Source organism: Sedimentisphaera cyanobacteriorum, assembly GCF_001997385.1.
Classification (GTDB): domain Bacteria; phylum Planctomycetota; class Phycisphaerae; order Sedimentisphaerales; family Sedimentisphaeraceae; genus Sedimentisphaera; species Sedimentisphaera cyanobacteriorum.
On sequence record NZ_CP019633.1, the window covers coordinates 1,415,907 to 1,433,265 of the forward strand.

Annotated in this window: 17 protein-coding genes; 1 reads left to right on the plus strand and 16 read right to left on the minus strand. The window is 45.9% G+C overall.

Annotated features, from left to right (window positions below):
* Window positions 1–16: 16 nt before the first annotated feature.
* From L21SP3_RS05540 to ilvB, 12 genes are all read right to left on the minus strand, one after another.
* A complete protein-coding gene (locus L21SP3_RS05540; RefSeq protein ID WP_077539871.1) occupies window positions 17–1,072 on the minus strand; it encodes a right-handed parallel beta-helix repeat-containing protein in 1,056 nt (351 codons plus the stop codon).
* Window positions 1,073–1,255: 183 nt separating this feature from the next.
* Window positions 1,256–2,362 (minus strand): glycoside hydrolase family 53 protein, encoded by a 1,107-nt coding sequence (locus L21SP3_RS05545; RefSeq protein WP_077539872.1) that lies wholly within the window; start codon window positions 2,360–2,362, stop codon window positions 1,256–1,258.
* Window positions 2,363–2,644: 282 nt separating this feature from the next.
* Window positions 2,645–4,327 (minus strand): bifunctional chorismate-binding protein/class IV aminotransferase, encoded by a 1,683-nt coding sequence (locus tag L21SP3_RS05550; RefSeq protein WP_077539873.1) that lies wholly within the window; start codon window positions 4,325–4,327, stop codon window positions 2,645–2,647.
* 119 nt (window positions 4,328–4,446) lie between these two features.
* Window positions 4,447–4,935, minus strand: coding sequence for a S49 family peptidase (locus L21SP3_RS05555; RefSeq protein ID WP_077539878.1), 489 nt, complete (start codon window positions 4,933–4,935; stop codon window positions 4,447–4,449).
* 51 nt (window positions 4,936–4,986) lie between these two features.
* On the minus strand, window positions 4,987–6,330 hold the full coding sequence (locus L21SP3_RS05560) for an IS5 family transposase (protein ID WP_227806803.1): 1,344 nt from the start codon (window positions 6,328–6,330) through the stop codon (window positions 4,987–4,989).
* 130 nt (window positions 6,331–6,460) lie between these two features.
* Window positions 6,461–7,237 (minus strand): S49 family peptidase, encoded by a 777-nt coding sequence (locus tag L21SP3_RS05565; RefSeq protein WP_077539880.1) that lies wholly within the window; start codon window positions 7,235–7,237, stop codon window positions 6,461–6,463.
* A 30-nt stretch (window positions 7,238–7,267) separates the two neighbouring features.
* On the minus strand, window positions 7,268–7,462 hold the full coding sequence (locus L21SP3_RS05570; protein WP_077539882.1) for a DUF6485 family protein: 195 nt from the start codon (window positions 7,460–7,462) through the stop codon (window positions 7,268–7,270).
* Between the two features lie 23 nt (window positions 7,463–7,485).
* Window positions 7,486–7,953, minus strand: coding sequence for an SsrA-binding protein SmpB (gene smpB, locus L21SP3_RS05575; RefSeq protein WP_077539884.1), 468 nt, complete (start codon window positions 7,951–7,953; stop codon window positions 7,486–7,488).
* A gap of 122 nt (window positions 7,954–8,075) precedes the next feature.
* Entirely contained in the window at window positions 8,076–9,203 is a 1,128-nt protein-coding gene (locus tag L21SP3_RS05580) for a hypothetical protein (RefSeq protein WP_123785144.1), read from the minus strand.
* 78 nt (window positions 9,204–9,281) lie between these two features.
* Entirely contained in the window at window positions 9,282–10,286 is a 1,005-nt protein-coding gene (gene ilvC / locus L21SP3_RS05585) for a ketol-acid reductoisomerase (protein WP_193791088.1), read from the minus strand.
* A 31-nt stretch (window positions 10,287–10,317) separates the two neighbouring features.
* Window positions 10,318–10,809 carry an acetolactate synthase small subunit gene (gene ilvN / locus L21SP3_RS05590; RefSeq protein ID WP_077541858.1) on the minus strand — a complete coding sequence of 164 codons (492 nt, stop codon included), beginning with the start codon at window positions 10,807–10,809 and terminating at the stop codon, window positions 10,318–10,320.
* A gap of 16 nt (window positions 10,810–10,825) precedes the next feature.
* Window positions 10,826–12,532 (minus strand): biosynthetic-type acetolactate synthase large subunit, encoded by a 1,707-nt coding sequence (ilvB, locus tag L21SP3_RS05595; protein ID WP_077539890.1) that lies wholly within the window; start codon window positions 12,530–12,532, stop codon window positions 10,826–10,828.
* Between the two features lie 352 nt (window positions 12,533–12,884).
* Between ilvB and L21SP3_RS05600 the strand changes: the two genes are divergently transcribed.
* Window positions 12,885–13,937 carry a class I fructose-bisphosphate aldolase gene (locus L21SP3_RS05600; RefSeq protein WP_077539892.1) on the plus strand — a complete coding sequence of 351 codons (1,053 nt, stop codon included), beginning with the start codon at window positions 12,885–12,887 and terminating at the stop codon, window positions 13,935–13,937.
* 169 nt (window positions 13,938–14,106) lie between these two features.
* Here L21SP3_RS05600 and L21SP3_RS05605 read toward each other — a convergent pair whose 3' ends face one another.
* The 4 genes from L21SP3_RS05605 to L21SP3_RS05620 all read right to left on the minus strand — a co-directional run bounded on the left by L21SP3_RS05605 (window position 14,107) and on the right by L21SP3_RS05620 (window position 17,197).
* Complete coding sequence (locus tag L21SP3_RS05605) at window positions 14,107–14,583, minus strand: flavodoxin family protein (RefSeq protein WP_077539893.1); 477 nt, start codon at window positions 14,581–14,583, stop codon at window positions 14,107–14,109.
* Window positions 14,576–15,337 (minus strand): LolA family protein, encoded by a 762-nt coding sequence (locus tag L21SP3_RS05610; RefSeq protein ID WP_077539895.1) that lies wholly within the window; start codon window positions 15,335–15,337, stop codon window positions 14,576–14,578. The genes L21SP3_RS05605 and L21SP3_RS05610 overlap by 8 nt, the downstream gene beginning before the upstream one ends.
* Window positions 15,338–15,443: 106 nt before the next feature.
* Window positions 15,444–15,869 (minus strand): ACT domain-containing protein, encoded by a 426-nt coding sequence (locus L21SP3_RS05615; RefSeq protein ID WP_077539897.1) that lies wholly within the window; start codon window positions 15,867–15,869, stop codon window positions 15,444–15,446.
* Window positions 15,870–15,892: 23 nt separating this feature from the next.
* Window positions 15,893–17,197: a phenylacetate--CoA ligase family protein gene (locus tag L21SP3_RS05620; protein WP_077539899.1), complete on the minus strand. Its 1,305-nt coding sequence runs from the start codon at window positions 17,195–17,197 to the stop codon at window positions 15,893–15,895.
* Window positions 17,198–17,359 lie beyond the last annotated feature (162 nt).

The window sequence follows — 17,359 nt, forward strand, 5'->3', positions numbered from 1 at the left end:
GAACAGCCCTTGGCGATTACGGAGCATGATTCGTTCCCACTGTACTGCTGCTGTCGGTATAAATGTTCGAAATGCCATTATCTACGGCTGCGTTGCTGTCGATATAACCATTGCCGGAACAATGGATTCCGTAGCTTGTGTTGCTGCAGGCAACATTATCTACAAACAGGCAGTTTTGAGCCCCGTGGATTCCGCCGGTTCCGTTTTCATTAGCGGTATTGCCCTTGATGCAGCAGTTATCTGAAGCATAAATGCCGTAAACTTGGTTTGATGAAACAACATTTCCCTCAATCCTGCATCCGTCGGCATTTGTATGAATTCCATATTCATCATTGCTGCAGGAAACATTATCCTTGATTATGCTTGCCCCATAGCTCACTATTCCTGAATCGCCGTTTAAGCAGCACCTGTTGCCTGTAACAATATTCCTATTGTAAGCAACTATCCCTTTATCAGCGTTGTTAACAACTGTATTATTTCGTACAGTTCCGCCTCCCATAATCAGAATACCATCGTTGCTGTTGTCTCTGATTATGCAGTTTTCGACCAAATGCTCACTGCCTGTGAGGCTTAATGCATCAAAAGTGGGATAGCCGGGTCCCGTTCCTGAAATAGTTACGCCGGAAATTTTATGCCCTTTCCCAGTCCCGGTCCTGTTGAATTCTGCTATTCCGCGTAGAGAGAAGCCTGTAATCGTTCCGTTCAAGACAGCAACATTGCTGCAGCTCTGCATGAGTATTCCAGTACCCGTAGAGCCGTCTTCCGCTGAGAGGGTGTATCCGCATAGGTCTATCGTAACGTTTCCCACACCTGAACCGAGGTAAATGCCTGTGCCTGAACATACTCTATTGCCGGTGAGGTAGTATGAGCCCGAACCATCAATCTGAAATGTGCTTACAGGCTCATCAGAGCCCGAGATGGGGATTCTCGGCTCAACCTCATCAAGGGTTTTCATTGTGCCTGAAGAGGGAGGGGAAGACGGCTCCAGCTCGCCTGCGGACAAAACTGCCGGATAAAGCACCATAAGAACAAAGGCAATAGGAATGCACGCTAACACTTTTGTGAATTTCATTTTGAATTCCTTTCATAAAAACAACTCTTGAAATTTGCGGCATTACAATAACCGCTGAATATTCAAAGTACTATCACAGCTTAGCACAAATAAAAACCGTTTCAAGTAAAACCACACTGAAACGGTTCGATTAACGGAAAAACTGTAATAAATACCAGCTGCTTGAAATCCAGCTTAAACTGGTTATTTATGTTTTAGCGGGGTTTTGAGGGCTTCGAGGGCTTTGCCGTTTTTATCGAACATAGCCATCGCTGCGTTCATCCATGTATGCATACCTTTTACATTAATTGATTCGGGGTACCAGTAGAATATGCCGATGCATTTGCCGTCTGGGGTGGATTTTGCGGTTTTTACAAGCTGGGCAAGGAATTGAGCCTGCCCTTCTTCTGTCATTGGCCAAGCCATACGTTCTTCTGTCCAGCTGCCCTTGCCCTTCGAGAAGTTTTCTTTGCGGGGATAGGCGGTTTCAGCGATTATGATTTGCTTATCGTATCTGCCCGCCATAAACTTCAGGTTTTCCCCTATCTCTTCAAGCGTCCCGTGCCACCAAGGGTAGCAGCTTTGGGCGATAACATCATAATCAACTCTGTATTTTTCCATATAATCAAAGAAGGTTTTTGTGGCGGCGGTATTCCCGCCAAGGGCTGTATGGATAACGGTTTTGATCCTTTTGCCCTCTGGCGAGGCCTTACGGACGCCTCGTATTCCCGCCTTTATCAGATGTGCAAAGCGAAGCCAGCTTTTTTCCTCCTTCCACTTTATCCTGCCCTCCGGCCAAAGGAAGCCCGGGTTAATCTCGTTTCCGATTTGCACCATCTCCGGGCAGATTCCTTTATCACAGAAGCTTTTGATAACCTCTGCTGTATAGCTTTCAACCTTCTCTCTGAGGCGGTAAAAATCCAGAGATTCCCAAGCTTCGGGCTTATTCTGGTGGCCGGGATCTGCCCATGTGTCAGAATAATGCAGGTCTATCAGCAGATCCATCCCCGCTTTCTTTGCCCTTTCAGCGAGTTTCAGAGTGTATTCAAGGTCGTTTACAACTGCTCCTTTGCCGTTTGGATTTACAAAGAGCCTCAGCCTTGCGCAGTTCCAGCCGTTTTCGGCGAACAGCTCCATAGCATCAGCAGGGCTGCCCGCGCTGTCTTTGAATTCACCTCCAAGCGATTCCACCTTGCTTAGTGCGGAAATATCGGCGCCGTAGTAAAAAACGTCTTTAGCTGCCTCGTCTGCAAGGCAGAGAGCTGCAAAAAACACAGCCGACAAAAGAAATGCTGATTTGTTTGTCATCATAAGCTTCCCTAAAATTAGAATGCAAATATATTTTCTTCACTATTAGATGTTTGAAAGGCGTAAAATTTTGCCAGAAAAAATCAAGAAACCCGGATAATTCCGTTCTCCCAAGAATTTTGGAAGCAATAAGTTTGGAATTGTTATAACCAAAGACCACGTAAAAGATTCAGACCAGCTTGAGTAATTTGAAAAGCAGCCCATGATAAATCATACTTTCCCAGCTGAGAGAGAGGATATCATACCCCAGTCTGAAGCAGAAGTTAGTCCCGATGCTCTCTCTGGCTATTGGCTGGGAGTTTGAAGAACGCAAGAGCGTTTTTCAATGCATTCGGGAAGCTTAAGCTCAATGCATCCGCGAACTGAATTAGTAAACACAATCGCATCGGCCTTGAGCAGGTCTTGCAGGTAAAGCCTTCTTACAAGAACATTATTCTCTCTGATGAAGGCAGCCCTTTCAACGCCCGGAAGAAGCCCGGACTCTGCGGGAGGGGTAATGCAGCGGTCTGCAAATCGCAGGAAGAGATTGGAAATAGAGCCCTCGAGCAGTTCGCCGGAACTGGTGTGGAGTATGTGCTCGGTGAAGTTTTTCAAATCGAGATTGAGCCTTCTGGAGGTTTTGTGCATAGTGAAAGCCTTGGGCCTGCTTGGAACTTGCCTAAGCCCAATCCACCCCTGCTTCCAAGGGATTAACGGGAAAGACTCAACGGCAATCTTCCCCCTCGAATTAACTGAAAGCCGCACGCGTTTATCGGACGAGAAGCCCAATGCTGAGAGCAGCCTTTCTCTGAGAGCTTCTCTGCTGCAGGGAATTTTAAAAAAGCCGAGAGATTTCATAATCCTTTCCAGATGCTCGTTCAGGCGTGCAAATTCCCTCTTTTTGCTGTCCCATAGGATTGATTCAAACACTCTGAATTCGCTTCCAGCCTCGATGAATTTGGTTTTCAGGAGCGTTTCCTCATATTCCTCCGCCGGCTCGGAGCACACTGTAATCCCGCTGCCCGCTCCCATGCGTGCTTTTCCGTTTTCTATCTCAACGGTTCGGATTGCGATTGCATGGAGCATACGGTCTTTGCTGTTCAGGCCGATTGAGCCGGTATAGAGACCTCTTGAGGAGCTTTCAACCCGTCGGATAATATCCATCGTGCTTTTCTTGGGGGCTCCGGTAATAGACCCGCACGGGAAAAGCGCCTCGATTATTTTCAGGAAAGATTTCTCTCGCAGAGTCCCGCAGATTTTGGAAGTCATCTGATACAGCGATTTATACTCTTCCACCTCAAGCAGCTCAGGCACATGCACATTATCGCATATCCTGTTGAGGTCGTTGCGGAGCAGATCAACGATCATCACGTTCTCAGCAACATTTTTTTCATCATTCCTGAGAAAATCCTCGCCCTGCTCTAAGCGGCAAGTGCCTTTCATCGGCCTTGAGTATATACTGCGTCCCTCGGCGCAGAAGAAAAGCTCAGGAGTTGCTGAGATGATATACCTGTCTTGAAGTTTTATAATTGTGTTGTAGGCAGTGGGCTGGGTTTTCAGAGAATGGATGAAGAATGCCAGAGGGCAGCCGAAAAAATTGAAATCCACGCTCGTAGTGTAATTCACCTGATAAGTTCTGCCTGCCTCGAGCTCGGCTTTAATCTCGGCAAGGGCATTGCAGTAATCACTTCGTGATTGAGAAAGCCTAATCCCCGTAACTGCAAAATCACTGCAGGGCCTTATCGCAGGCTTGGAGCAGGTTTTGTAGAAAAGCAGGGTGCCGAGGTTTGAGCCATCTGCCTGATTGACCAGATATTCGCCGAGCTGGTAATTCAAAATCGAAACGACATACCCGCCATTTTCCGCATATTCCTGCGCAAAGCGAAGCGCATCTGAGAAATTGGCAGAGCTCAAATTTATCACTTCTTCAGGCGAGCTGAATTTAACCAGCCTTCCCGGGAGTTTTGTAATTACAGTAAAATCATCCATGGCAGAACCAAAAAAGAAACAGGCAGGAAATTCCTCCGGCCTGTTTCGGTGTATTATTTAATTTAAGGAGAATAAATTAAATCTCAAATTTTTGCGTAAGCCATTATCTTTAATCGGCCTTAATTATCAAGCTTCCAAAGATACATAAGTTCAGGGGTGTTGATTTTCTGGAGAGTCTGCTCAGCATTTGGGAAAAATCCCGTATCCGCTGCGGCATTGCGAAAGAGATATTCCAAACTGAAGGTTTGCTTAAACCCGAAAATTTCGGGGTCTTCAAGTCCTTCATCTTCTGCAATCTTATCTCTCAGGCTTTCAAGATAGCTTACCCCGTCAATCAAGCCGTTATTTACCGCCTCGTCGCTGTAATATATGCTGCCGTCTGCAAGCTTGAGCACCTGTTCTCTGGAGAGCTTCTCGCGCCCTTCATCCACAAGAGTAACAAAACGCTCATAGGCGGGGGTTATCATCTTGCTTTTTATATAATCAAGCTGCTGCTGGGTTACCTCGTCGAACATCTTAGGCCAGTCTTTCTTTTCGCCTGATTTTACTGTGATATTGTTTATCCCCAGTTTCTCATTCATAAGGGTTTCGAGATTGAAAGACTGCATAATTAGTCGTTCCTGAAAAATCAATGATTTTGGGGAAACTAAAAAAATATATCAGGCTAATCGAGTCTTTAATTTGCTTTTCATTGCCAAATTTCTGTAAAATTCAATAATTTTAAGCATAAAAATATAGGCAAAAGTAAACTTCTTTAGAAGTTTACGCATATTGTACCCAAAAGCGCTGCCGAGGGCGTTCATTTTGTCCCCTTCTACACCTTTCAAGAAGTTTCTTCCCAACCTGTTGTCTTCTTTGAGGTGGCCTATCGTTGGTTCTATGCTCGATCTTCTCTTAATCCACCTCTTGATACTTCGTTTCTTTTTTCGCCAGCCCTTTTCTACAATTTCAACATTTCCAATATCTTCGCAGCCATGTTTCTTGTATCCTCCATCAACATAAACATCTCCAAGCTTTTCTCTCCCGATTAAATTCATTGTCTGCTTCAGATTAGCCCGAAGAGTATGGCCATCATAAGGGTTTCCTTCAAAGCCCAACGCTCCTACGATAAAATTATTCTTGGCAGTAGTTACAATTCCAACCTTATTTCCAAACTCATATTTCTTGTGGCTTTTGCCTTTCCCAATGCAGCAGACGTGAGGTTCGTGAATACTGTAGAGCTTATTTTTGCTTTTCTTTGTCTGGGCTAAAAGCTTCTTAGCGGCTTGAAGCAATGTATCAAAAATTATTCTTAACTGCTCATTGCCTGCTATATTCCGCTCGACCTCTTTCGTAATTCGCCGCAGGTAGTTCCTTAATTTCTTCACTTCTTTTTTAGCTCTTTTGAACTGTTTTGCACGTCGATACCTGCCCTGCATTACATACGCCCTTTTTCCAACCCTTTCGTAGCTTTGGCGAAGTTGGAGTTTTGAGGCTTTTGCAAGATCTACAAGCTTAATGCGCAGTTTGTGGCAGAGTTTTGCGTCGGTCGGATAAGTGATGTTCTTCTGCTGAACGGTTGTATCTGCAACGAGCTTGTTGAAATCGTTCTTTTTGATAACCTTAAGCTTCAAGCCGGCTTTGATAGTTTCTTCGAGCAGCTCTTCAAGACCATCAGATTTTACCTTATTACGCCACTTAGTCATACTGGTTGGATCAATAGGAGGCTCGTACTGGAAGTATCTTTCGCCGCAGAAATACTGCCAGTAAGGATTCTCAACCCAGCCGGCAACGATTGCTTCATCGCTGAGATTGAAAGTGTACTTGAGATACTGAAGGCCGACCATCAGGCGAATCGGCTTGGCCGGCCTGCCTGAATCAGGACTGTATAAACTGCCAAACTTCTCTTCAAAGCGAGACCAGTTGACAACCTCTGAGAGTTGGACTAAAGAGTGATCAGGATTTACAAGAGGTTTTAATGGCTGCTGAAAGAGTAAGCCTGCTTTATTGTTTTTTGCCTTCATTATTTTGTCCCAATATTGCAATGTTTTGATAGATGGAAGATAAACACTTGCAATATTATACCATATCTCGAAAGCTTTTCAATCATATAAACCATTATCAGAAAAGAATTTAAGGAAATTTAAAACTTTTTCAGGGGCGACTAATTACACCTATAGACCCGGTGATTGTGGTGGGCTCGGCATAAATCTCATCACAGGCAGCGGAAACATAATATCCGCCTGAGGCCGCAACACCGGACATAAAAGAATATACGGGAATGCCGGTGTCTTTTTGGAAGCTTTCAATGTAATGGTGGATCTGGTCGCTCGCAGATACAGAACCGCCCGGAGATGTTACACGAACAATCAAAGCTGCAACGGAGTCATCCTTCTGAGCTTTTTTGATTTGGCTCCTGAATTTTTGGCTGGTCTCAAAAGTTATTAGATTCTGCACGTCTATAAGTGCGATTCTGTTATCTCTGCTGCCTTCCATAATTACGGTTTCATTGAAGCCGCCTCTTGCTAATCTCGAGCCCTCTTCAATATCTATAAATTCATCGTGGCTGAACACAGCAGCAAGGAATGCCACAATAAACAGCACTACCATAATAAAATACGGTACTGTAATCACCATATAGATAAATTTCATCGCAGACCACAGCCTGCACCAGAACCCCTTTTTCTTTTTCGGCTCTTTCTCTGGTTTCTTGCCGGCCTTTTTATCGCCCTTCTTGCTCTGCTGCGCAGCCTCTTTAGCGGGCTGTTCCTGCTTCACTTCACGCGCAGGCTCTTCAGTATTATATCCTTCAGGCTCACCGGAGAGCTCTAATCTTTCATTGTTTTGATAATCCTGATTCTGCTCCTGGTCATCCTCTTTTTCAAAAGGTGCGTTCTCATCGCTATTTTGATTTTTATAGTCTTCATCCATTATCTTAGCTCCTTAATAAAGGCATTAATATTAGAGGTTCCAAGCCTTTGCGAAGGCCTTGAAGCTTCTGTCGTATGTTTTCTCCACATCATCAGGAAAACAGCAGGCTGGAAGCTGTTTCATACGCAGGTGGTACTGAATACAATCGCAGCATACACCTTTTCTCGGGCACGGTTCGTAGGTGCAGTTGCAGTTTTTCATATTATCTTGTTTTTTGCATTCCATAAATTCTCCTGAAAAATTCAATCTCAGTATTTCGAATAACGCTGCATATCCCGTTTGAGATCTTTTTCTTTGATAGCAGCGCGTTTATCGTGCTTTTTCTTGCCCCTTGCAAGGGCGAGCTCAAGCTTTGCTGTTCCCCGCTTGTTGAAATAAATCGCAAGCGGAATCAGCGAATAGCCCTTTTGTTCAAGCTTTGTATGCAAACGCTTAATCTGAGCCTTGTGCAGAAGAAGCTTTCGCTTTCTCTCGGGGTCGTGATTGTTATACGTGGCTTCTTTATATGGCTCAATCTTGCAGCCTATGAGAAAGCATTCATTATTGTAAATTCTTCCATAAGCAGCGTTTAAATCAGCGCTTCCCGTTCTGAGCGATTTCACCTCACTGCCCTTTAATTCCAGGCCCGCCTCGATTTTATCAAGAATCTCGTAATCGTGAAACGCTTTTTTGTTTTTTATCCTTGGCCAGCTGGATTTCTTTTCTTCTTTTGCCATCTATCCTAATTTACTTTCTAACCGGCTGTTTGCAAAGAACTAATTTGGAATAAACACCATAAAAAAAGGCCGCTTGGAAAAAATGCACCCAATACGACCTTTTTTGTAAGTCAATTTTGGAATTATTCCTGCTCGGAAGCATTCTCCTGATTTTCCTGCGGGGCAGTTTCTTCCTGGAAGTTTTCACCCTCATTCGCATCAGTCTGCTGCTGGTCATCGTTCGCCGCAGTTTCAGCTTCAGTCTGCTCCTGAGCTGGCTCAGCGTCCTGCTGTTGCTCCTGCTGGTCGTTTTCAACCTCGCCTACATCCGTTGAAACGTCTGGAGTTTCGCCGGTTTGAGGCTCAATTTCAGGCTGTTCTTCTGCGGGCTGCTGTTCGCCTCCGCCGCCGAAGAGATTACTGAAGAAATCGGTTATGAAATTCGAGCCGCCCGTTTCGGCTTCTTCAGCAGGCTGAACCTGAGGCTGAGGAGACAGCATTTCGTTGGGCTTAACGAATTTATCCATCTCTATCACATCTGGATGATTCTCAAAGTCTTCAGCATATTTGCCGATCTTTATCTTCACCCGAACCCTGTATTCATCATTAACAAGCATTCTCGCCCTTGCCAGACCAAAGGTCGGGAAATCAAAATCAAGCCCTCTGCGTTCTTTAAGCAGGGCAATCTTTGAAGGATTCTGCTCAATTTCATACATCATCAAAGAGAATGCCTTTTTCACAAGCATTGCGCCGGAATAGACATAGTCGCTGTCCAGCCTGATCGGGTCAATATCCCCAATGAACATATTGATTCCTGTAATGATGATTTCTTTCCTTCGCTCTGCCTGATTTGCGTAGGTTATATCGTCGAAGTCGCCGGGAAGTGAATACTCAAGCTCGATTCTTCCTCTGCCTGCCGTGCCTCCGTAGAGGCCAAAGTTAGACTGTTTCTCTTCGAAGACAAATGCATATTTCCGGGCGAGGCGGTTGTTGTCCTGCCCGAATACTGCGGCATTCATCCATATTGCAGCTCCGTCATCCTTCTGCCCCCATGAAGCAACAGAATTCTGATTTTCGGATACATACTCACCCATCTCGTCCTTCTTTATCTCAGGAAGGATGTCTGTGGAGGTGTCGAAGCTAATCTGCATTTCATGGAAGCGGTCGAAAATGAGCTCGTCTTCGGGTGCAGAAACGCTGTTTAAGCTGCTGCAGCCTCCTGCAAATAAAACCATAACCGAAACGGCTAATACGCTAAGCGATAATCTCAAAGCAATCCCTTTCTTCTCATAAGGAAAACTTGCTGTAAATAGATGCAGGAGCATTTTTCAGCTCCTGCAAAGTTATACTCAAACTTCTTTAGAATCGATCCAGCTCATCATCTTACGCAGTTTTCTGCCTACTTCTTCCAGCTGGCAGTCATGATCGGCTTGATATAGAGCCTTGAATCTCTTCAGACCGTTATTGTACTCATTTATCCATTCTTTTGCAAACTCTCCAGACTGAATTTCTCCAAGAATTTTCTTCATTTCTTTCTTGGTCTCGTCTGTGATGATTCTCGGGCCGGAGATCATATCGCCCCACTGAGCAGTGTTGGATATGCTGTATCTCATATAGTTGATTCCGCCCTCATACATAAGATCGACAATGAGCTTGACCTCGTGCATACATTCGAAGTATGCGATTTCAGGCTGATATCCTGCTTCAACGAGAGTTTCAAAGCCTGCTTTTATCAGCGATGTTAGTCCGCCGCAAAGTACTACCTGCTCGCCGAAGAGATCTGTTTCTGTTTCCTCTTTGATGGTGGTCTCCAGTATGCCGGCGCGGGCGCCGCCTATACCGTTGCCCCATGCAAGAGCTACTTCTCTTCCCTTGCCGGTTTTATCCTGCTCTACAGCTACAAGACACGGTACGCCGCCGCCTTTAACGAATTCGCTCCTTACAAGATGACCAGGGCCCTTAGGGGCTATCATAACCACATTGTTCTCTTCAGGCACATCGATAAGCCCGAAGTTGATGTTGAATCCGTGGCATACGCCGATTGTCTGGCCGGGCTCGAGATTAGGCTTGATGTTTTCGGTGAATATCTTCGCTGTAATCTCATCGGGAAGAGTCATAATGATAAGGTCTGCGCCTTTCATGGCTCCCGCGATGTCTTTGGGCTCGAAACCGTGCTGCTGGGCAAGCTTATAATTATCAGAGCCTTGAACCTCTGCCACTGCCACCTCAACTCCGCTGTCCCGAAGGTTTTGCGAGTGTGCGTGTCCCTGGCTGCCGTAGCCAATAACTGCCACCTTGCCCGATTTGAGGGCATCAATAGGTGCATCTTGTTCATACAATACTTTTGCCATTATTATCTCCTGTAATCAAATTATTTCTTAATTGCTAACTTTTATCACCTTTGCGGTATCTGGGCATAGCGATAGTACCCGTTCTGGCAGTAGCTTTTATGCCGTAATGCCGGCAGGCATCTATAAAAGCTTCCATTTTACTCTCAGGGCCTGAAATTTCAACCATAACGTTTTTCGGCCCGATATCAACCACTTTGCCCTCAAACATAGAAACAAGAGCCTGAATTTCTGCCCTTTTCTCCGCTCGGCAGTGAATATTAATTAGCATAAGGTCTCTTGCCACGACATCTCTTCCGGCAAAATCCTGAATTTTCACGACAGAAACAATCTTTCCGAGCTGCTTTCTAACCTGCTCGAGAACTTCGCTTCCGCCTACTACAACTATAGTCATTCTGCTGAGGTTCGGGTCGTCTGTTCTTCCAACTGCGAGGGAATCAATGTTGAAGGCCCTTGCAGCGAACATACCGGCAACGTGTGCCAGTACACCAGGCTTATTCTGAACCAGAGCGCTTATTACATGCTTCAATTTCAATCTCCCAGAATTAAGGCATTTTTTCAAAGATTTCCAGGCCGGCCATTTCATCGAGCGCTTTGCCCGGTGAAACCATAGGCCACACATTTTCCTCTGCCTCTATGCGGCAGTCCAGCACGCACGGGCCGTCGTAGGAAAGCATCTTTTCTACAGCTCCGGGAACTTCATCTTTTCTCTCGATGCTTATTCCGCCTGCTCCGAGCGCCTTTGCCACTTCCGCAAAGTTAGGATTCAAGAGGTGGCTGTGTGAATATCTTCTCTGATAGAAAAGCTCCTGCCACTGCCTGACCATCCCCATATATCCGTTGTTTAGGACAACTGCTTTGACGGGCAGATTGTACATTACAGCGGTTGAAAGCTCGGTCAATGTCATATTGAAGCTGCTGTCGCCGTCGATATCTATCACTGTGCTTTCCGGCCTTGCAACCTGAGCGCCGATTGCCGAAGGCAGTCCGAAGCCCATAGTTCCGAGCCCGCCGCTGGTGATGAACTGACGGGGGTACTTGTATTTGTAAAACTGAGCTGCCCACATCTGATGCTGGCCTACGCCTGTTGTGATTGTGGCCTCTCCCTTGGTCTGATTCCACAGCTCTTCGATAACATACTGAGGCTTTATGTTTGAGGCGTTTTTGTCGTAGGTGAAAGGATGCGCCTTCTTCCATTCGCTTATCTGGGCGAACCACGACTCACGAGGCTTGTGTTCAAGCAGCTCTGTTATCTCAGGGAGAACCAGCTTCGCATCGCCTACCACAGGTACGTGAACCTGAACGTTTTTGGATATGCTTGCAGGATCTATATCTACATGAAGGATCTTTGCGTTCGGGCAGAACCGCTTTAGCTGACCGGTAACTCTGTCGTCGAAGCGAGAGCCTACAGCGATGAGCAGATCCGAATTCTGAACTGCCATATTTGCGTAAGCCGCTCCGTGCATACCGAGCATATCTATCGAAAGCGGGCTGTTCTGGTCGAAAGCTCCCATGCCCATCAATGTGGTTGTAACGGGGATATTGGCCTTCTCGGCCAGAGCCGTAATCTCTCGGGAGGAATTAGAGATGATTACACCGCCCCCAACATAAAGCACCGGCCTTTCGCTCTTGTTTATTGCATCAGCTGCTGCTTCGATTTGCTTTTTGTGTCCTTCAACCCGCGGCTTGTAGCCGGGCATATCAATCTCAGAGGGAGGATTGAGCCTTCCAGTACCCACTGATACATCTACCGGAATATCAACCAGCACCGGCCCTGGCCTTCCTGTTGAGGCGATATAGAAGGCCTGCCTGAGCTCTTCAGCCAGATTGTTTACATCCTTTACAATTATATTGTGCTTTGTGATGGGACGTGTTATGCCTGTGGTGTCCACTTCCTGAAACGCATCCCCGCCGATCAGCTCGGTACGAACCTGTCCGGTAAGGGCAACCATCGGGACAGAATCCATCATAGCATTCGCTATTCCAGTGGTTAGGTTTGTAGCTCCAGGGCCGGATGTTGCAATGCAGACTCCTGTTTTTCCCGTGCAGCGGGCATAGGCATCTGCCATATGAGCCCCGCCCTGTTCGTGGCGCGGCGTGATAAACCTTATATCAGTATCGTAAAGCTTATCAAATATAGGAAGGACGACACCGCCAAGATAGCCGAACATAGTATCTACGCCCTGCTCCTTGAGGATTTCAACAATAATCTGAGCACCCTGCATCTGAGGTGCATTAGAAGAATTTTTCATTGTATTCTCCTGACTAACTTTATTTTAGCTATATACAGCACAGCAGTACGCGCGGCCGTCAGCCTGCGCCCCTGAGAGCTTTTCTAAAAAAGCATACAGAGCATCGCAAGCCCGCAAGGCCAAATCCGCTGAGCCTTTTATCACATCCTGTTTCGTGAATCAGGCGCTTCAGACTGCTTTTACAGACCGAAACATAAGCAATTATAACGCAACTTTGAACTTGTCAAAGAAAAATAAGTATGAAAATTGAAGTTTTTTATTTTTTAAATTTTTGAATCGGCAATTTATATGTTAATATCTCTAAAGAAGATGTTTTCTGAAACAGAATATGATTTATCTAAAGGAGAATCTTATGAGTAATAATCTGGAATCAATTCTCGGAAGTGAGGCCAAGGGGCTTCTGGAACACCAATGCAAAACTATTGATAACCAAATGCTCCATCTGCCCGGCCCTGATTTTGTTGACAGGGTTGTCTCGCAGACCGACCGCGGGCCTCGTGTGCTGAGGAATCTGCAAAACGTTTTCGAGCACGGACGCCTCGGCGGGACGGGATACCTTTCGATACTCCCCGTTGACCAAGGAATCGAGCATACTGCGGGGGCATCTTTCGCTCCGAATCCGATTTACTTCGACCCTGAGAATATCGTTAAGCTTGCGATTGAGGCAGGCTGCAATGCAGTAGCGTCCACATTCGGCGTGCTTGGAGCGGTTTCGAGGAAATACGCCCACAAGATTCCGTTTATCGTAAAGATAAACCACAATGAACTGCTCACCTATCCAAACACGTTCGACCAGAGGCTCTTTGCAAGCGTAGAACAGTCTTACAATCTCGGAGCTGCGGGCATAGGAGCTACAATATACTTCGGTTCAGAGGAATCAAACAGGCAGATTGAGGAGATAGCAAACGCATTTGAAATCGCCCACAGCCTTGGAATGTTTACTGTGCTTTGGTGTTATTTGCGGAACAACGACTTCAAGACCGGCGGGAAAGACTACCATACCTCCGCTGATATGACCAGCCAAGCAAACCACCTCGGTGTTACAATCGAGGCCGATCTGATCAAGCAGAAACAGCCCACGCTCAACGGCGGGTTTAAGGATATCGGATTCTCCAAAACCAGCGATCTGGTTTACAACAAACTCACAAGCGATAACCCGATAGACCTAACGAGATATCAGGTTGCCAACTGCTATATGGGAAGAGGAGGCCTAATAAACTCCGGCGGGCCTTCAGGCGAAAACGACCTCCAGCAGGTGGTTAAAAGCGCAGTTATAAATAAACGTGCCGGCGGAATGGGGCTTATCAGCGGAAGGAAAACCTTCCAGAAGCCGATGGATGAAGGAGTTAAGATATTCCACGCAATCCAGGATGTTTATCTGGATGATAACGTTACTATCGCTTAGAGCTCAGATTATTGATCAAATCTTAATCTGATAAAAAGCCTTTATGGAATTACCCTGAAGTTGAAAGCATTATCAAGAAGCAAAAAATGGGGCGTCCGAAATGGAACGCCCCTTCATTTCAATAATGTTTTTTGGTGTATGATTGTTAAGCAGGTTCTCGCTGAAAGATTTATTCCGCAATTTTGAGCGTAAGCTCTGCGATACGCTTTCCAAATCTTTTGCACTGCTTCTCTACTCTTTCATTCGGCTTTGAAAGCGATACGGGGCCGTAATGGTCGCCCTGAGGGTCGCCCTGAATTACAAACCCGTGCACAAGAAGGCAGCTGAGTATGCCCATAAGCGTGGTTTCATTTCCCCCGCCCACATTCACAGCACTTGTAAACGCACCTCCGACTTTTCCGTCGAACCGGCCATGCCTTTTTACAGTCTCATCGAGGAGCTTCTTCATTTCGCCTGCCATCTGTCCGTAGTATGTTGGCGACCCGAGAATCACAGCATCAGCTTCTGCCAGCTCTTCCACAGTTACATCTGCTACAGCCTTGCATTCAGATTCGAGACTGCTCTCACTGATCGAATCAGAGATCAGCTCGGCCATACGTTTGGTATTTCCGCTGCGTGAGTAGTATATAACAAGTGCTTTAGCCATTTTTTTCTCCCTTTGATTTACTTCCGGTTTTTTCTAATCTCTTTATATTCTCTGAAAAGCCTTCAGGAGTTTCAACGGAAAAATCTTTTCTTTTGATTTTTTCGTCTATCTTTATGCCGCTGAAGCTGATCTGCATTGTTTCGCTCTGGCCTTTGAGCTTTGCGGTTATCTTCTTCGGAACAAACAGTTCTTTATCAATATCTATGACGAGCTCTTTGTTTTTATCGCTTTTCTCGCCGGGCTTAAGGCCGAGGGAAATGTTTTTCTCATTTTCCTCAAGCAGTGTAATCTTATAGTCTTGCTTAAGCTTCTTTCTGCTGCCAAAGCCTACAATAGGGAAATCCTCGGCAAGAAGGTCTAAGGTGCCGATAGGTTTATCCTCAGGCGCAAGCTGCACCCTTGAAACCTGCTTCAAAGGATAGTCGAATTTTACCAGCCATACGCCGTTGAAAACGTATCTCTTCTTTTCCTTTATCGGCTCCCCGTCATCTTTTTTCTTTGTAAGGAAAACAACCGCCGCCTTTTCTCTTTTTCTGCCATCCGCTTTTTGTCTGAAAAAGGAAAATCTGCCAGAATATTCAGTTTTAGTTTCGAAAATCCCGTTATCTTCTTCTATTGTGTATTTAATCTCGCTTCTGAGCGAGGATATGGAGTCTGCACGCTTCTCAAGCTTTGTTATTATCTTTTCAATCTTTTCCCCTCCTGCAAGCAAAGCTGAAGAGATTATTACAAGTGTTATGAAAAATCTGCGCATTTATATTCCTTTAACTAATCAAAATCAATTATTAGTAATAGTTCAGAAGTAATATTGTTCGCCTGTGGAGCAATACAGCTTCAGCCTTCACTCAGACCTTGCTGAATTATAGTATAACATCGCTGCTTAAGACGTTCAGGCCTTTTTCGCTGAGAACATTTGCTGCCTTTTCGGGATTCTCAAATCGGAAGACCATAATCGCCTTGCCCTGCTGTCTTTCCATAAAGCCGTACATATACTCAACGTTCAGCCCGTTATCGGTAACAGTATCTAATACTTCAGACAGCCCGCCCGGGCGGTCCTGTATCTCCACAGCCACTACGTCAGTTATGTTTGCAGTTACATTATTATTCCGCAAAACTTCGATCGCCTTTTCGGGCTTGTTCACAATCACCCTCATAACGCCGAAGGATTCTGTTTCTGCGATATTCAGCGCCCTTATGTCTATATCGTTCTTGCCGAAAAGCCGGCACACCTCAGAGAGCCTTCCTGCTCTGTTCTCAAGAAAAACTGATATCTGAGTAATCTTCATTTCTCACCTCACAAATTGCGGGATTATTTCTGCCCTCTTTTGTCAATAACTCGCTTAGCCTTCCCTTCGCTCCTTGCAACCGTCCCGGGCTCGACAAGCCTTACTTTAACGCCCAGAGAAAGCACCGAATCCATCTTTTCTTTAATCTGCCTCTCAAGGGCCTCGAGCTGCTTGATCTCATCAGAGAACATCTGCTGCTCAACCTCAACCTGAATCTCTATCGTATCCATCCCGCTTTCAGCACGGTCAACGATGATCTGATAGTGAGGCTGAGTGCCTCTTATGCTGAGAAGGACATCTTCAATCTGAGACGGGAATACGTTTATCCCTCGTATAATCATCATATCATCAGTTCTGCCCTTAATTTTGCTGAGTCTCGGGCTCGTGCGTCCGCAGCGGCAGGGAGAAACATCCATACTCACAATATCCCTCGTGCGGTATCTGATAAGCGGGATTCCCACTTTCGTAAGCGTTGTTATAACCAGCTCGCCGTCTTCTCCGGGCGGGAGCTGCCTGCCTGTGGCCGGGTCTATTATCTCAGGGTAGAATACATCGCTGAATATGTGCAGGCCGGCTTTGTATGTACATTCCTGACATACGCCCGGCCCGATTATCTCGCTTAGTCCGTAGATGTCCGTTGCAATCAGGCCGAGAGACTCTTCGATTTCATCTCTCATCGAATCGCTCCACGGCTCTGCGCCGAAAATACCAATCTCCCAGCTGCTCTTTGCCGGATCAAGGCCTGCCTTTCTCGCTTCGTCTGCCATATACAAAGCGTAGCTCGGCGTGCAGGCGATTATGCGGGGCTTGAAGTCCTGCATCATCTTCAGCTGACGCTGGGTGTTCCCGCTGGAGGCGGGGATCACTGTCAGCCCCATCTCGATTCCGCCGTAATGAAGGCCGAGACCGCCTGTGAAAAGCCCGTACCCATAGGCAACCTGAAGCATATCGCCCTGCTCTGCCCCAGCAAGGCATAGACACCTTGCCACTACCGTAGCCCATAGCTGGAGGTCTTCCTTGGTATATCCCACAACTGTAGGGTTACCTGTAGTGCCGCTGGAAACGTGCACCTCCGAGAGCCTTTTTACATCTGTGGAGAAAAGCCCGAAGGGGTAGCTGTCTCGAAGGTCTGTCTTGTTTGTAAAGGGAAGCTTTTCGATGTCTTCAAGTCCGTTGATCTCTGAGGGGTTCAAGCCTTCTCTGTCCAGCTTGGCTCTGTAAAAATCCGAGTTCTGGTAAACGTATTTTACCAGCCTTGAAAGCCTGGCAGACTGAATCTCTCTGAGTTTATCCAGAGGCATCTGCTCGATTTCTTTGTTCCAAATCATTTCCGCACCGAGACTATAATATCATTTTCAATTTCAATGCTCCAACAAAGAGGATTATAATAAACTGAAACGTAATTATCAAGAAAAGGGTATTGCTATTCGGTGATAAACTTAAGAAAAAGAAGAAAAATTGTTAAATTAGAAAAAATTTTCGTAAAATAA

Coding starts and splice junctions, on each gene's coding strand:
- L21SP3_RS05565 (WP_077539880.1), bottom strand. CDS start 7,237: ATGGATGAAGACTATAAAAATCAAAATAGCGATGAGAACGCACCTTTT.
- L21SP3_RS05615 (WP_077539897.1), bottom strand. CDS start 15,869: ATGAAGATTACTCAGATATCAGTTTTTCTTGAGAACAGAGCAGGAAGG.
- L21SP3_RS05550 (WP_077539873.1), bottom strand. CDS start 4,327: ATGGATGATTTTACTGTAATTACAAAACTCCCGGGAAGGCTGGTTAAA.
- L21SP3_RS05560 (WP_227806803.1), bottom strand. CDS start 6,330: ATGAAGGCAAAAAACAATAAAGCAGGCTTACTCTTTCAGCAGCCATTA.
- L21SP3_RS05555 (WP_077539878.1), bottom strand. CDS start 4,935: ATGCAGTCTTTCAATCTCGAAACCCTTATGAATGAGAAACTGGGGATA.
- L21SP3_RS05540 (WP_077539871.1), bottom strand. CDS start 1,072: ATGAAATTCACAAAAGTGTTAGCGTGCATTCCTATTGCCTTTGTTCTT.
- L21SP3_RS05570 (WP_077539882.1), bottom strand. CDS start 7,462: ATGGAATGCAAAAAACAAGATAATATGAAAAACTGCAACTGCACCTAC.
- L21SP3_RS05545 (WP_077539872.1), bottom strand. CDS start 2,362: ATGATGACAAACAAATCAGCATTTCTTTTGTCGGCTGTGTTTTTTGCA.
- smpB (WP_077539884.1), bottom strand. CDS start 7,953: ATGGCAAAAGAAGAAAAGAAATCCAGCTGGCCAAGGATAAAAAACAAA.
- L21SP3_RS05610 (WP_077539895.1), bottom strand. CDS start 15,337: ATGCGCAGATTTTTCATAACACTTGTAATAATCTCTTCAGCTTTGCTT.
- L21SP3_RS05605 (WP_077539893.1), bottom strand. CDS start 14,583: ATGGCTAAAGCACTTGTTATATACTACTCACGCAGCGGAAATACCAAA.
- L21SP3_RS05600 (WP_077539892.1), top strand. CDS start 12,885: ATGAGTAATAATCTGGAATCAATTCTCGGAAGTGAGGCCAAGGGGCTT.
- L21SP3_RS05620 (WP_077539899.1), bottom strand. CDS start 17,197: ATGATTTGGAACAAAGAAATCGAGCAGATGCCTCTGGATAAACTCAGA.
- ilvB (WP_077539890.1), bottom strand. CDS start 12,532: ATGAAAAATTCTTCTAATGCACCTCAGATGCAGGGTGCTCAGATTATT.